At 28.0% G+C, this 16259-nt stretch carries 13 protein-coding genes; 1 reads left to right on the top strand and 12 read right to left on the bottom strand.

Annotated features, from left to right (window positions below):
• Positions 1–90 precede the first annotated feature (90 nt).
• From clpX to ACQPVP_RS03045, 8 genes are all read right to left on the bottom strand, one after another.
• Positions 91–1386: an ATP-dependent Clp protease ATP-binding subunit ClpX gene (gene clpX, locus ACQPVP_RS03080; protein ID WP_430847119.1), complete on the bottom strand. Its 1296-nt coding sequence runs from the start codon at positions 1384–1386 to the stop codon at positions 91–93.
• A 29-nt stretch (positions 1387–1415) separates the two neighbouring features.
• Complete coding sequence (gene clpP / locus ACQPVP_RS03075) at positions 1416–2018, bottom strand: ATP-dependent Clp endopeptidase proteolytic subunit ClpP (protein ID WP_430847117.1); 603 nt, start codon at positions 2016–2018, stop codon at positions 1416–1418.
• A gap of 155 nt (positions 2019–2173) precedes the next feature.
• Positions 2174–3457 (bottom strand): trigger factor, encoded by a 1284-nt coding sequence (gene tig / locus ACQPVP_RS03070; protein WP_430847115.1) that lies wholly within the window; start codon positions 3455–3457, stop codon positions 2174–2176.
• Positions 3458–3564: 107 nt separating this feature from the next.
• Entirely contained in the window at positions 3565–4362 is a 798-nt protein-coding gene (locus ACQPVP_RS03065) for a hypothetical protein (protein ID WP_430847113.1), read from the bottom strand.
• An 81-nt stretch (positions 4363–4443) separates the two neighbouring features.
• Positions 4444–4614: a hypothetical protein gene (locus ACQPVP_RS03060; RefSeq protein ID WP_430839639.1), complete on the bottom strand. Its 171-nt coding sequence runs from the start codon at positions 4612–4614 to the stop codon at positions 4444–4446.
• Between the two features lie 513 nt (positions 4615–5127).
• On the bottom strand, positions 5128–6471 hold the full coding sequence (locus ACQPVP_RS03055; protein ID WP_430847111.1) for a murein hydrolase activator EnvC family protein: 1344 nt from the start codon (positions 6469–6471) through the stop codon (positions 5128–5130).
• Positions 6472–6489: 18 nt separating this feature from the next.
• Positions 6490–7740, bottom strand: coding sequence for a TcaA 3rd/4th domain-containing protein (locus ACQPVP_RS03050; protein WP_430847109.1), 1251 nt, complete (start codon positions 7738–7740; stop codon positions 6490–6492).
• Positions 7741–7754: 14 nt separating this feature from the next.
• On the bottom strand, positions 7755–8117 hold the full coding sequence (locus ACQPVP_RS03045; protein ID WP_430847107.1) for a hypothetical protein: 363 nt from the start codon (positions 8115–8117) through the stop codon (positions 7755–7757).
• A 193-nt stretch (positions 8118–8310) separates the two neighbouring features.
• Here ACQPVP_RS03045 and ACQPVP_RS03040 point away from each other — a divergent pair, with 193 nt between their 5' ends.
• Positions 8311–9084 carry a histidinol phosphate phosphatase gene (locus tag ACQPVP_RS03040; RefSeq protein WP_430847105.1) on the top strand — a complete coding sequence of 258 codons (774 nt, stop codon included), beginning with the start codon at positions 8311–8313 and terminating at the stop codon, positions 9082–9084.
• Between the two features lie 112 nt (positions 9085–9196).
• Here ACQPVP_RS03040 and ACQPVP_RS03035 read toward each other — a convergent pair whose 3' ends face one another.
• From ACQPVP_RS03035 to ACQPVP_RS03020, 4 genes are all read right to left on the bottom strand, one after another.
• A complete protein-coding gene (locus ACQPVP_RS03035; protein ID WP_430847314.1) occupies positions 9197–9517 on the bottom strand; it encodes a DUF4367 domain-containing protein in 321 nt (106 codons plus the stop codon).
• 45 nt (positions 9518–9562) lie between these two features.
• Complete coding sequence (locus tag ACQPVP_RS03030) at positions 9563–9712, bottom strand: hypothetical protein (protein WP_430847103.1); 150 nt, start codon at positions 9710–9712, stop codon at positions 9563–9565.
• Between the two features lie 228 nt (positions 9713–9940).
• Positions 9941–15016 (bottom strand): S8 family serine peptidase, encoded by a 5076-nt coding sequence (locus ACQPVP_RS03025; RefSeq protein ID WP_430847101.1) that lies wholly within the window; start codon positions 15014–15016, stop codon positions 9941–9943.
• A 493-nt stretch (positions 15017–15509) separates the two neighbouring features.
• Positions 15510–16247 (bottom strand): DUF2812 domain-containing protein, encoded by a 738-nt coding sequence (locus ACQPVP_RS03020; RefSeq protein WP_430847099.1) that lies wholly within the window; start codon positions 16245–16247, stop codon positions 15510–15512.
• Positions 16248–16259: the final 12 nt, after the last annotated feature.

Here is a 16259-nt window from a genome sequence, read left to right as displayed (position 1 = left end):
ATAAAAAAAGGGTAAATTTCCATGATTTTTCTTTAAGATAAAAAAATAAAAACATCTTAAAGTTAAAAATAACAATAAGATGTTTTTATGTTAAGCAGTTTCAATGCCTTTTCTTTTTTTCACTTTTTTAGCTTTTAATTGTGGTCTTACTTCACCTTCTGGCAATCTAACTACTTCTGGATTCTTCTTTTCAGATATACAATTTTCGTTAATAATAACCTTAGATATAGCCTCATCTGATGGAATATCAAACATAACCTCTGTCATTAATTCCTCAACTATTGATCTTAATCCTCTTGCTCCAGTTTTTCTCTTTATAGCTTCATCTGCTATAGCCTTTAAAGATTCAGATGTGAAACTTAATTCAACATTATCCATTTCAAATAATTTTCTATATTGTTTCACTAATGCATTTTTAGGTTGAGTTAATATATTTATTAATGCATCACTATCTAAAGATTCTAAAGTTACAACAACTGGTAATCTACCTACAAATTCAGGTATAAGTCCAAATTTCAATAAATCTCCAGGCATTATATCTTGAAGTAGTTTACCAACGTCTTTAGTGTGCTTAGAAGTTATATTAGCTCCAAATCCTATAGAACTCTTTTCAGTTCTCTTTTCAATTATTTTATCTATTCCATCAAAGGCTCCGCCACAAATAAATAGTATATTTGAAGTATTTATTTGTAAGAACTCTTGATGAGGATGCTTTCTTCCGCCTTGTGGTGGAACTGAAGCAGTAGTTCCTTCAAGTATCTTTAATAATGCTTGCTGAACTCCTTCTCCTGATACATCTCTTGTAATAGATGGATTCTCTGATTTTCTTGCAATCTTATCTATTTCATCTATATAAATAATTCCTTTTTCTGCTCTTTCTATATCATAATCAGCATTTTGTATTAGCTTTAATAATATATTTTCTACATCTTCACCTACATATCCAGCTTCAGTTAATGTTGTAGCATCAGCAATTGCAAAAGGAACATTCAAAAATTTAGCCAATGTTTGAGCTAGTAAAGTTTTTCCTGATCCTGTTGGACCTAATAATAAGATATTACTTTTTTGAAGCTCAATTTCATCATCTACTAAATTTGAATTTATTCTTTTATAGTGATTGTAAACTGCAACAGATAAAGACTTTTTAGCCTTTTCTTGACCTATTACATATTGATCTAAATAATTCTTTATTTCATTTGGTTTAGGTACACTTGTTGTGTCTAATTCAATACTATCTTCAAATTCATCTGCGATTATTTCTGAACAAAGATCTATACATTCATCACAAATATATACTCCTGGACCAGCTATTAATCTTTTAACTTGCTCTTGATTTTTGCCACAAAAAGAGCATTTTAATTGTTTCTTTTCATCATATTTAGCCATAAATTCACCTCACTTAGGTTTAGATAGAACTATTTTTCGTCACTACCTTTTTCATTTTTAGTAATTACTTTATCTACTAACCCATAATTCATAGCTTCATCTGCTGACATAAAGTAATCTCTTTCAACGTCTGCCTTAATTTTTTCTAATGATTGATTAGTATTTTCACTTAAAATCTTATTTAAAGATTCTTTAATCTTTAATATTCTTTTAGCGTGAATATCAAAATCAGTTGCTTGACCTTGGAAACCACCTAATGGCTGATGAATCATAATTTCACTATTTGGTAATGCAAATCTTTTTCCTTTTGCTCCAGATGAAAGCAAGAATGACCCCATTGATGCTGCCATACCTATACATATAGTTGAAACATCTGGTTTAATATATTGCATTGTATCATAAATAGCCATACCTGAAGTTATTGATCCTCCTGGACTATTTATGTATAAATAAATATCTTTATCTGGATCTTCACTTTCTAAAAATAATAATTGTGCAACTACTAAGTTAGATACAGTATCATTAATTTCTCCACTTAGCATTATTATTCTATCTTTTAATAATCTTGAAAAAATATCGTAAGATCTTTCTCCCCTACTAGTTTGTTCTACTACCATAGGAACTAAACTCATTTTTATTCCCTCCTTCTCTATAATTTACCTTCTTTTATAATATATCCATATTATTAAAAAACTAATTATATTAAATTATATATAATTTTGTTTATTTTGTTAATGGTTATTTGAAATAATTGCCAGAATAAAATTCTGGCAATTACATTTTTCTCTTATTTATTATTTTCTACTAATAATTTTATTGTTTTTGAAACTTTAACATCAACAGTTAAAGCAGCCTTTTGGCTATTTAATAATAAATCTACCATTTTTTCATCTTCACCAGCTGAATACATCTTTGCAACTTCTGTTGCTTTTTCTTTTAGCTCTTCTTCAGTTACATCTATGTTTTCTGCTTTTTCAACAGCTTCTAATACTAAGTCTGTTTTAACTTTTACTTCAGCATTTTCCTTCATGTATTCTCTCATCTTAGCTTCATCTGTTCCAGTGAATTGGAAGTATTGTTCTAAGTTTAATCCTTGATATTGAAGTCTTTGCTCTAAGTTTTTAACCATAGTATCTATTTCTTTTTCAATCATAACTGCTGGTACTTCTACCTTAGCATTTTCAACTACAGCTTTTATTATAGCATCTTCATATTCTTTTTCAGCTCTATCTGCATTTGCTTCTTCCATCTTCTTAATTATATCAGCTTTTAAATCAGCTAATGTATCAAACTCAGAAGTTTCTTTAGCAAATTCATCATCTATTTCTGGTAATTCTTTAACCTTAATTTCTTTAACTAAAACTTCGAATTTAGCTTTCTTATTGTTTAATTCTTCTCTTCCATAGTTTTCAGGGAAAGTTACATTAACTTCTACCTTATCTCCTGCTTTTGAGCCAACTAATTGATCTTCAAAGTTATCTATGAAAGTACCTGAACCTATTTCAAGTGAATAGTCTTTACCTTCTCCACCTTCAAAAGCTACATCATCAATAAAGCCTTTAAAGTCAATAACTGCTGTATCACCAGTAGCTACTTCTCCGTCTTCCTTAGTTTCAATTCTTGCATTCTTTTCTTGCATTTCTTTTAATTTTGCTTCTACATCTTCTTCAGTTACTTCATAAGATGGCTTTTCAACTTTTAAGCCCTTGTATTCTCCTAATTCAACTTCTGGATAAACAGTTACTTCTGCAGTATAAACGAAATCTTTTCCTTCTTCTGCAGTTACTATGTCTATTTGTGGATAGTCAACTGGAGTTATGTTATTTTCTTCTAATGCCTTTGAATATGAACCTTCTATTGCAAAGTTAATTGCATCTTCCATTAATACTCCTACTCCATAATACTTTTTAACTATAGCCATAGGAACTTTTCCTTTTCTAAATCCTGGCACATTAAAGTTTTTAACATTTTTATTATAAGCTCTCTTTATAGCATCTTGAAACTTAGCAGCTTCAACTGTTATTTCGAACTTAACAAGGTTTTTCTCTATTTTTTCCATTTTAGCTTCCATCGTATTCTTTCCTCCTAAAATAGTAAGATACTATCATAATTGATATAACTACGATATTATACCATATAATATCAATTACTTTCAAATATTTGTTCATTTATTTTTCTTTAATTTATTAGCTCTCCACCTGAGTTTATATATTTAACATTTCCATCTATAGTAACTTCTAAACCTTTTTCTTTGATATCACCAAATTTTATTTCCTTCCCCTTAGAATTCCATAAAGTTGTATGGCTATTATTATTTAAATTTACTACCCAAATGTACTTATTTAAATCATATCCAAAATAAGGTACATTACTAATATATGCAACAGTAGTATTATCAATAAACTTAGCCTCTACATTCCATAGGTATCCATTATATGTTTGTAAAATTGATGTTTTATTAAAAATCTCTCCATTTGGAGCTGTATAGCTATCTTTTGTTATATTCACTTCTTTTGCATCAACATTAAATATTTTCATATCTTGATTTTCATCAATAGTTAATACTAAATTTTTATCTGGATTTAAAGTGTAATAAATATTACTTGGAGCATCTTCTATCCCCTTAAACTTAACTACACCATTAACTTCTTCATATTCTGCCTTTAATATAATGCCATCTCTAACTACTAAATCCATAGTCTTACTTTCTGGTTCCTCTGGCTCCTTAGGTGCTTCTTCCTCTGAATTATTTTCTTCTTCAATATCAGTAGCATTTTCTTCAGGCATTACTTTATCTTCATCAATCCAATTTTGTACTCTATTTTTTAATGTATCCATATTTACACTACTCATTGCTATCTTCATAAATAAAAATCCAATAAAGAAAATCCCTAAAATTGATATTAGAGCTATTCTTTTTCTTCTTTTTTTCATCTGTCTCTCATAGTCTCTACTGAATATGCTAGGTTTTTTCACACCTAATTACCTCCTAAAAATTAATCATTATATATTAAAAGCATCAACTAATATATTTATTGAAACAAGTTCATTTAATTATTATTTTCTGCTTCCACAGCCACATGAACCGCCTTTTGTACTACAACATCCCCCACATTTTATAAGACCATTCTCCCTTAGCTCTTCTACTGTTAGCTTTGCTTCATTTTTATCGTATGATTCATATTCTGGCGTAGCCTTCAATAAATCTTCAGTCTTAATATTTAACATTTAAATCACCTCAATTTATATTATATACTGTATTTTGAGTAAATCTCCATATATTTTATTTATTTTTAAGTTTTTTTAATTTTATTATATACTATAAACTGATATATTCTATTAAAATATTATAAGCTTCGATTTTTTTTATAAAAACTATTTGTTTTTTTGACCAAATATAATATAATTATAATATAATAAATTTACATTTATTATATATTTTACATAATGAAATTTAAAGTAAATAGCCCATACTACTGTTAATATTTTTAACAGTTTTAATAAAACCCCACATATGTTCATTTATTCCCTTTCTTAAATGAACATAAAACCCTTTAACCTGTGCAAAGATTTTGTGCAGGTTTTTTTACTCTTTAGGAACTTATAATAGACGTACCTTTTTCTTTATCTTATATTTAGACACTTATGCTATCTCATCTAAAATCCCTATAAAATTACATAAATAAAAAGGCCCTTAGGCCTTTTTATAAAAATCTACATTTTTAATATTATGTATTTAGTCTATACATATGGCGATGGATCTATATGTTGTCCATTAATTCTTATTTCCCAATGAATATGAGGGCCTGTACTCATTCCAGTTGACCCAACCTTGGCAATAGTTTGTCCTCTATAAACTGTTGTTCCTACACCTACAAGTAATTCACTATTATGAGCATAAAGAGTTTGAACTCCATTACCATGATCTAGAATTATCGTATTACCATATCCACTAATCCATCCTGAATATACTACTACTCCACTTTTAGATGCTGCAACTGGAGCTCCATATGGATCACCTAAATCAATACCTGTATGGAAACCAGCCTCTCCAGTTACAGGATTAATTCTTGGTCCATAATTATCTGTAACAACTCCTGAACCTGGTCTTAAAAAGGTTTCAGTGCTTGGATCACCAGGAACACCACTACTTCCACTATCATCTGAATCATTATTACCACTAGAATCTGAACTGTCTCCATCACTTCCAGAATTATTATTACTATTATTATTTATGTCTGCAAAAATTTTATCTAACTCCTGCTGAAGCTCTTGATTATATGCAACTAAATCTCCAATTTGATCTGCTAACTCCTGTTGTTTATCTGTTAACGATGCAATTATTCCTGATTTTGTGGATTCCAATTCACGAAGTTCATTCATTTGACTTTGATGATATTCTTCCTTTGCTAAATATTCCTTTTGAGCCTCTTTTAATTCATCCTGTCTTGATACAACTTCCTTTTTATTATTTTCTATATTTTCTAACTCTTTAGCAATTTCATTTTTTTCGCTTTCTAATTGTTCCTGTAAATCTTTTGCTTTCTGAGCTAATGTTCTATCTAAATTAATTATTCTAAAAACGCTTTGTATGTTATTAAATAAGGATAAAATATCTTCACTTTTTAATATTAAATATATGTACTGAGTCGCTACATCCATTTTATAGTAACTCACAAGCCTTCTATCTATGTTTTCTTTTAATTTAATTTGCTCATTTTCTTTTTCAACAATTAAATTTTCTTTACTAGCAATCTCATTTTCAGATTTAACTATTTTATTATTTATTATATCAATCTCTTCTTGAACTTCATCAATCTTTGATTGATAATAATTTACTTCTTCCTTCGCTGCCTCTAGCTCCTTACTTTTTTCATCAATTTTATCTAATATTCCTTGAAGCTCGCTATTTTGACTATCTATTTCACTATTAACCTCGTCTTTTGCATCTTCTAAATTATCGATCTCATTTTTATTTTGATCAATCTTATCTTGTAAAGATGAAGTTGATTCTGCAAAGGCTATAATATTCGCTGAAAAGACTACCGTAATAGTTAGTGTTATTACCTTTAAAATTCTATTCATAGCCATCCCCCTTGAAAGTTATTCTAAAGTAAACTTTTGTACATCAACTATAATCCATTGATTATTTTCAAATTCAATTTGAGTTAAGAACATTTCCTCCACATTATTATCTATAAATGGAAGTAATTTTTTACTTATATTGTAGTTTAATTTAATTACTATATTCCCCTTATAAATACCATCTTCATAATAAAACTCACTACTTTTAATTTCAGTATTTAAATTATTAAGTTCATAGTTATTCTTTAAAAATAAGCTTTCCTTTTTTATACTGTCATAAATTTTACTTTTTGCATCATCTCTAGAATTCTCTATTAAAGAGTAATCTGAATTATTTAACGCATTGAACACACTAGTATAAAAACTGTTACAAGATTTATTAACCTCATCTATTAAATTGTCATTAACCATATTTATATCTATATTTATATTCGGTAAAGTACCAATAGTAACCTTATCACTTTTTAATATTCCCCAAGGAAATTCCCTTTCTAACTGAATATTTATTTCCTGATTTAAGGGTATAGGGCCATATTTTTGTATATCCTTCACACTTTTATTAATATATTTATCATTAATAAAAACTTTTGCATCTTCAAAATTAGACGTCAAATTTATATTGATAGCAGGCATATTTAAGTTGTAAGTAAAATCTTCCATTATATATACTTCTTTTTCTTCTTCAATTACTCCATATAAAGTTTCTAATTCACCCTTTATTAAGTATTTCCCAGGAATTAAGTTTCTTTTCATATTAGTTTCTTCAAATTTAATTCCATTTATATATACTTTAGTTTCATCAAAATTAGTAGTTATTTCTACAGAAGCTGGTTTTATCTCAATATAATAATTGTCGAAAAATAGTATTTTATCATTAATTAAACTAAAATATCCACTTTCACCATTAGATTTTAAATTTTTAATAATATTATCTACTTTTGTTGTATTTTCTGAATAATATTCAGTTAAGGGTTCAAAATCATTTTTACTTATTTTATTACCATCCAATTTAATTTCTTTATAAATTTTCTCTGGTTTATTTTCTTTTAAAGCAATTTCTAAATTCTTTAGTACTATGCTTTTTGAAGAATTATATTTACTTACACCAAAAACAATAATAACAAATATTAATAAAAGACTTACTGAAATTAATACTTTTCTTTTCTTTATAAAATCTTTTAAATTTTTAAAGGTTAAATTGCTAATATCCTTTATTAATAATTTAAAATTTTCATTAAAACCTCTTACTAACTTCTTTAATTTCTCCAATACCTTTCCATCCTTTATTCTAAAATATCTATTATCCATTTATTACAATTTAAGCATTTGTATACTCTGATAACAAATAAATCTAGCATTCCTAGTGATCCTAATTTACTTGATGGTGAACCTACTTTACTTAATAATTCAACCTCTTCCCTAGTAAAGAAATCATCATTTTCATTTAAAAATCCTTGAATTTCAATTATATAATTTCTTTTAGTAGCTTCACAACAATCATTTGCTTCAACTACTTCTATTTCTTCATACTTTAGCTTAGGACTAAGTTCTTGGATAATAGAAATAACATCTTCATATTGATCTATATTATCTAAAAAATCTTCTTTATAGAATACTAAATTTTGTACTTGAAATAATTTTTTCATATAAACACACCTTTTCCCTATATTTTTATTTAATTTTATATTCAAAAGTAATATTAATCAAGGCTTTATCTGCCTTATCATTTTTTTCAAATATCTTTATTTTATATTTAATAATGATATTAATCAAGATATTTTATATAGTCAAAATTTAACATATATATGTTATAATTTAAAATTATAAGGAGGGATTAATATGATTTTTGATAGCCACATGCACTCAAAATTTTCTAGTGATAGCAAAATGAATATATTAGATGCAATTACTATTGGAAAAGAAAAAAATATAGGAATAATAATTACTGACCATATGGATTTAGACTATCCAATTAAAGAGGAGTTTAAATTTAATATTCCAAGTTATTTTAATGAATATGAAAAATATAGATCTAATAAAGTTAAACTAGGAATTGAAATAGGATTAACAGAAATTACACTTATAGAAAATGAAAATATAGCTGCAAATTATGATTTTGACTTTGTGTTAGGTTCTATACATGCAGTCAAAGGCTTGGATATATACGCAGAATATATACATCAAGGCTACACAAAAAAAGATTACTTCAATTATTATTTCGAAGATATGCTAAAATGTGTGGAGATTTACAATAATTTTGATTCATTATCCCATATAGATTATCCTTGCAGATACTGCTCCTTTGATAATAAAGAAATATTAGTTTCAGAGTATAAAGATATTATTTCTGCAATATTTTCTACATTATTGAATAAAGGCAAAGTAATAGAACTAAATACCTCAAGACTTCATATCCCTGAAGCTCAACTAGCATTAAAGGATATCTACAAACTTTATAAAGATTTAGGTGGAAAATATGTTACCTTAGGTTCAGATGCACATAGTCACTTAAATATATACAAGAACTTCGATATTGCTTTAAAATTCATAGATGAATTAGGTTTAAAGGGAGTCTATTTTAATAATAGAAAAATGGAACTAATGACTATCTAGAAAATATAAGATTACATGAAAATCTTAATTACCATAAATAAGGGGCTGTCGCACAAATAGACTTAACTAAGAATTTAAAATTAATTCTTAATTTTTCATTGTGCGACAGCTCCTATTTAATTGATTCTATAATAGAATATAAGTCAGTTTCTGAAATAGCAATATCTACTTGCACTGCATATGAAAAAGTATCATCTTTCCATATTGCAAGACTATATAATCCATCATTTCCTTTTAATATAATACTATTAGAATCTACTGCATAAGTTTTTATTTCATTATATTCATTATAATCTCCACTAATATCTTCTTCTCCTTTTTCCTGACGGAAACATATTTCATTTTCCCCATTTAAATATATAACTTGTATAAAATAATTATCTATAACAGAAATAGAATCTTGAACATAACCTTCTGGAAGTTTTGTAGGTATATTTGCTTTAAATCCAACTATAGTCTCAGCTTCCTGAAGTGTTTCTCACTCTTTAAAAGGACTTGGAATCTCTACGGAATTTTCACCAATAATTTCATTTGTATTCTTATCTTCTATTTTTATATTACTTTTCCCACAAGCAACAAGTGATAGAACCATAGTTCCACATAATGCACCAATAATAAATCTTTTCATATCATAACACTCCTTATTCTATAAAATATTATAGCCATTTTTTTGACTCTATCTTATATACAAATAAATATATTAAAGTGTTGCATAAATTATAAATTTATTTTTTTAAATTATTTATACTCTTATAATTTATAAACTAAATTTAAAAACTATTTAAATGAAGAAAGGGCTGTCACTCAGACAACCCTAATTAAGAATTTAAATATAAAAATTTTCTTTATATTTAATTTATTTTTTCTTTTTAAATGCTATTGCTCCCCCTATAGTAGTACCTACTCCAAGTATTAATGTCATTAATGAACTAGCCCCTCCTGTTTGTGGTAACTTTCCATTATCAGTTGTTGGCTTATTTGTATCATCTGGTTTTATATCAATAGATGGTTTATCTATTCCATCATTATTGCCATCACTACTTCCATTATTATCATCTGGATTTTGTGGGTTATTACCATTATTGTTATTACCGTTATCATCTCCATCTCCTGGATTTTCTGGTTCTTCAGGATCAACAACATCATTTTTATTTACAGTAACTATCTTATTATCTTGCCATATATAGCTAATTTCATCATAGAAAATTCTAACCTTAACAGCGTAGCTTCCAGCTTCTTCTGGTGTCCAAGAAGTGCTTCTATTATCACTTCTATCTTGAATAACTGTCCACTCATCATCATTTTGCCCTCTTACTGAGAATTCATATTCAAATTCTACTTCATCTGTTGGTGGAGTAGCTGTAAGATTTAATGTTTCTCCTGCTTTTAATTCATATTTATCCGCTTCTAAAGTAACATTAAGCTCTGGCTGCTCATCAAAATATCCACATTCTTCAAGTATATCATAAAGATCATTTCCATTATAAACTTCCTGTGGTTCCTTAGCACCTTCATTTAAATAATCCTTCATTAGATAGTTTTCTATAACTGCATTCATATCAATATAGTTAACTATTCCATCTTGAGTTAAATCAGCAGCAACTCTTTCTTCTGAAATTTCACTAGCCTCACTAGAAAGCATTTCATCATCAAAAATTGTAGGTACATATACCTTAGCAATTTCAACAGCATCAAGAATATCTATGGCTCCATCTTCGTTAACATCACCTAATTTAGATTGTAATGGAGTTGAAGATGTAAATGAATAGCTTGTTATTGCGAATATATTTCCTATTCTCTCATCGTCCTTATTTAATCTACTTCCTGGTACATCAACAATACTATCAAAGCCTCCTGGAGTCTCTAGTATAATTTTATAATTTCCTTCAATTATAGGAAGATCATTAAATGCAAATAAATGTCCTCTTTCAAGCATTTCATCAAACATAAAGTAAGTTGGCTCATATTTATTTCCATCTGGATCAATAGCATAAACTTTAGCATCACTCATACCTCTAGTGTAAGTAATTGTTGTACCATAAATTAAAGTTTTTTCAGTAGATTCGATTAATAAATTTTTATCCATAGTCCCAACTTGAACATTAACTAAATCTCCACTAGAATTTTTAAATTCTCCACTAATACCTCTTAAATTCATATATCTAAATTGTTCATCATCTATTAAGTCTTCTTCTATTCCCTCAAGACTATTAACCTTATAATTAACATCAAATAATTTAACACTATCATTTAAGCCAATAATATTTTTGCCATCTAATTTAAATGATATTTGAAATGCTTGTCCTCCATTATCAGTTGAAATTTCTTCAAAGTTTATATCTATAGACTCTTTATTTTCATTTAATATAGCTTTTAATTCCTTAGTTGGAGTTACTGATTCTATCCCCAAATCTGCATTTCCATAATTCTCAATAACAAAAGTACCTTCAGTAACATCCTTTGCATTATTTAAAGAAATACTTGCAATTAAGCTATCATTTTCAGTAACTCTTTCAAGATTTGTATCTAATGATAAATATTGAGTATCCTTATTCACAAATATAAAATTATGTGGTATATCCGTTACTGTTGCAGCATTAGCATATTCTAACTTAACCTTAAAGAAACCATCTTTCAAGTCATTTTTTTCTATTCCTGCTATTACTACATCTCCATTTTCCTTTGCCATAACACTCATAGCTATTCTCTTACCATTTGGATAATATCCATTTGCATATAACCCATTTAATTCTTCTTGCTTTAAATAATCTAGACCATATTCATTCTTCAATTTATCTACATATTCATTAAATACATTAGCTTTTATCCAAATACCTTCATGCTCTTCACCATCGTACCAAACCTCTGAAGAATATAAATCATCAGTTACTTCTATTATTCCCTCATTAAAATTAAAAGTAAGTTCATCAGAGTTTGTATCATTTATTACTGCCATAGGTATAGTTTTTGAGAAAGTCTTTCCTTCATAAGTTTCAACTACAACTTCTAAATCATATATTCCATTTTGAACTGCAATCTTTTCTCCAGTAACATTTCCATTAACTATTTTAGACACTAATCCACCTGGCATAATATTTGGAATTAACACCTCATAATCTTCTGGAATCCAACTACCATCTTGACTTCCAGCGTGTCCAATATATTCTCCTGTAGTCTTATCTTTAATAAAAGTATGAATTACTGATACTGGTTCACTTACAGCCATAGTAACTGTAATATCACTACCTGCAAAAAAAGTATACTCGCTCTTATTAAATAAAGATGATGTATTAAATGCTGATAGCCCCTTTGATACCCCTTCATACATAGATGGATAATCTAATATGCTAAATCCTTCTATTGATAATGTTGCACTAAATGGCATTTGATAATCTTCATTACTAGCTGTATCTTGAAATAAAATATACCCTTCATAAGTTCCATTACTTGCACTACCAGGTAAAATTATTTCTGCATCAAAACCCTTACTTTCTCCTGGATCTAATGTTATTTTATCTAAAACATTTAATTTAACATTATTTTCTTCTGCTGATACTGCTCTATCACTATTAGAATAATGGACTGATACATTATAGGTTTTTCTTTCACTTGAATTATTGCTAACTGTAACTGGAATTACCTTCTCTGTATCCTTAGAATTATCTTCGTTCTTATACACTTTTCCATAAGAAAGCATGCCTGTTACATTATCATACTTTTCACTTTTTTCTCCAGCTATAACTTCATATTCTGCTTTAAATGAAACATCCTCATAAACTGCTTCATATGGATTAACTCTTCCAGCACCTATTTGATGAACACTATAATCACTACCATCTTCTTTAATAATCTTTTCGGAAGTGTTCATTATTGCTGCTTTTACATCCTCTGGAGTATAATCTGGATTAGCTTGAAGAATTAATGCTGCTATACCAGCTACATGTGGTGCTGCCATGGATGTTCCACTCATTCTTTCATAGGCTACTTTATAATTGTCCTCATCTTCATTTTTATCATTTATATATTCTGGAACTGTAGAGAATACTTGTGAACCTGGTGCTACAACATCTGGTCTTATTTCATAAGTTCTCTTAACTGGGCCTGCAGAGCTAAAATCTGTTAATTTATCACCTTCAACAATAAAACTACCTGATGCTGTTATTGTAATCTTCTTATCTAAATTTTCTTTTAAAACTTTTCCATCTTCTAGTGATAAAGCTAGAGTATTTAAGCTTGTACTTTCTCCAATGTATGGCATAGTTGAGTCTGTAACATTATTTGCTATAATTACAAAAGCAGCACCTGCAGCTTTGGCATTTTGTAATTTTTGAACAAATGTTGATGTTCCTCTATCAATTAAAGCAACCTTACCTTCTACATCTAATTCGTTAAATTCTTCTTCACTTCCTAAGGCACAATAAACTACTTCATACTCTGTATTTTCAAAAGCTGAAAATGGAACTTCTAAGTTTTTAACCATAACTTGTGAATTTATTTCTAAGCCATTTAAAGCTATTTTATAAGCATCAACTTTATAATCTACAGAACTTGCTCCTACAGTAATTGGTAATTGAGCTGTTCCTGGAGCTGATGACGTTGCTGCACTTGGTCCTGAATTACCATTTGCAATTACTGTTACAACCCCTGCTAAAGTTGCATTATTAACAGCTGTTACCATAGGACTAAATGGATCTGTAGTACCTGCATCACCCAGTGACATATTTATTACATCCATTCCATCATTAACAGCTTTTTCAATACCTGCTATTATTCCTGAAGTAGCACCTGAACCTCTTGGCCCTAAAACCCTGTATCCATACAGTTCAACATTTGGAGCAACTCCAAGCACTGCATTATCAGTTTCAGTATTGGCTGCTTGACCCGCTATAGTTCCTGAAACATGAGTTCCATGAGATGTATAATATGCATTCCCATAATAATCAAACTCTTGCTGCCCACTTTCCTTCCAGTCACTATAAGTTGTTTCCATAGGATCAGCATCATTATCTATAAAGTCCCAACCTTTAATAGACTCTATATCTTGATTATTAGCATCCCCATCATTTGATGTAAATCCTCTATATGCATCAGTTAAATCTGGATGATTATAATCTATACCAGTATCTAATACACCAACCTTAACTCCATCACCTTTTACACCATCTTCATGTAAATCATCAATATCTAAAAATGGCACTGAATCCATCATAAGAGGTGATATTTCATTTGATACTGCTTCATGCTTATCTTCTTCTGATTTAATTATCTCTTCAGATTTCTCTTCTTCCGATTTAATTATCTCCTCAACTTCATTTCCCTCTATTCCTATTTCTATTTCATTTGTTAATTCATTTTCCTCTATTATAGGCTCAGTACTTTCAATCTCTTCAATTTCATTTGAAGTAGAACTAGACTCATCTTCTACACCTTCATCATCTACATTTTCTAACCTAACTTCATAATCTTTATGAATCTTCTTAACAACTTCACACTTTATTAAAGCTTCCAATTCACTAGATTTTATATTCATTGCTACACCATTAAACACAGTGTAATACTCTTCTTTTATTTCCATTTTTGTATCACTATAAGTTTGCGGCATATTACCTAAAAAAGTTTCAAATACTCTATGGTCTCTTTCTACCTTTGATTCAGACAACTTAAATAATGATTTTTCATTACTTACTGCCAATGGTTCACTTACAAACTCTACGATAACCGAAACAACCTCATCAGATTCTAAATCTATATCTGTTGAAATTTTTGAAGCACTACTTGCTTCTTCAATTAAATTTCCCTTCTTTATACTACTTAATAATTTTGCATATTCTGAATTATCTGTTGTATTAGCTTTTGCATAGATTAAAGAATTAGACCCCAAACTTACAGCTAATGCTATACCTATTATTCCCTTTAACTTATTTCTTTTCATTAAAATTTACCCCCTATTTATTTTGCTTATTGCTTTAGTTAACATATCTTTTAAATACTTTTCATATAATTTTATATTAATATGTACTCATCTACTTCTATCATTACTCAATTTTAACTAAGAAATATAGTTTAAGATGATAATTCTCCCCAATTCATCCGTCTTTATTTTTTACTTTTTTTAACTATATTTACATATATTTCTTTATGGACTTATTATACTATCATTTATCTTTTTGTCAATTAATTTTTTACTTATACTATTTTGTTTAAGTTAAATAAAATAGTATAAAAAATAGCCCTAGGCAAGTTATATTAATGCCTAAGGCTATAAATCATATTCATAGAAACCTACTGCTTATATTTAGAGTAGGCTATACTCTATGTAAGTTCTATTATTAAAAAACAAGTTCTGAAGTATCACTTAAGTTCATATTGCCAAACATAAAATTTTTAGGTAATATAGGTAACACCTATAAGTGAGTTTTTTCTATTTATTTTATTTGTATAGACTTTTTATATTTCTTATAATACTTTGAACTTGAAAAAATATAAAAAGCACCAAAAATTATATAAAATACTGCTGAAAAATATAGTTTACCAATTAAATGCCATATCCCTATAGCTAACCATAGAATGCTTACAATTGCATATAATTTCCATGAAATTTTATTATCTATTACTTTATTTTTATACTTACCATACTTTTTTATTTGCTTGATTCTTGAATTATATGCTAAATAAGGCATAAAATTAAAGACAAATATAAATATATCAATTATTAATAATCCAATAATAATCGGGAATATAGGTTTAATAACAATTGAGGAAACAACTATCAAACCAATTAATGCTATAGCTATTATTAGAGAATATAGAGTTCCTTTTCTTGTAGTATTTCTTATACTTGTATATTTATCTATTTCTGATTCACAATCACTATAAATTGGTTTAGTTCCAACTTGTGCTGAAAAAATATGCATATAATTTCCTATAGAAACAACAAGCTCCCATCCTGCTTCTTTAAATATATTGAAATATTCTTCATTTGTCTCTGTTTGATAATCTATATTATATACTATGTTTTGAGGCTTATCTTTTCTTAGTTTATAGAAAAATCCCCATACTATGTCTTCTAATATCCAACCTTGACTTGCATAATTTTTTAATTTTTCCATATCATCTTCTTCACTAAATGCAAGTCCATTAATCATTAAATATTTACTTTTCATCAATATCCCCCA

This window comes from Clostridium nigeriense (assembly GCF_050585265.1).
Lineage (GTDB): Bacteria > Bacillota > Clostridia > Clostridiales > Clostridiaceae > Clostridium > Clostridium nigeriense_B.
This window is presented reverse-complemented; position numbering and strand designations above follow the sequence as displayed.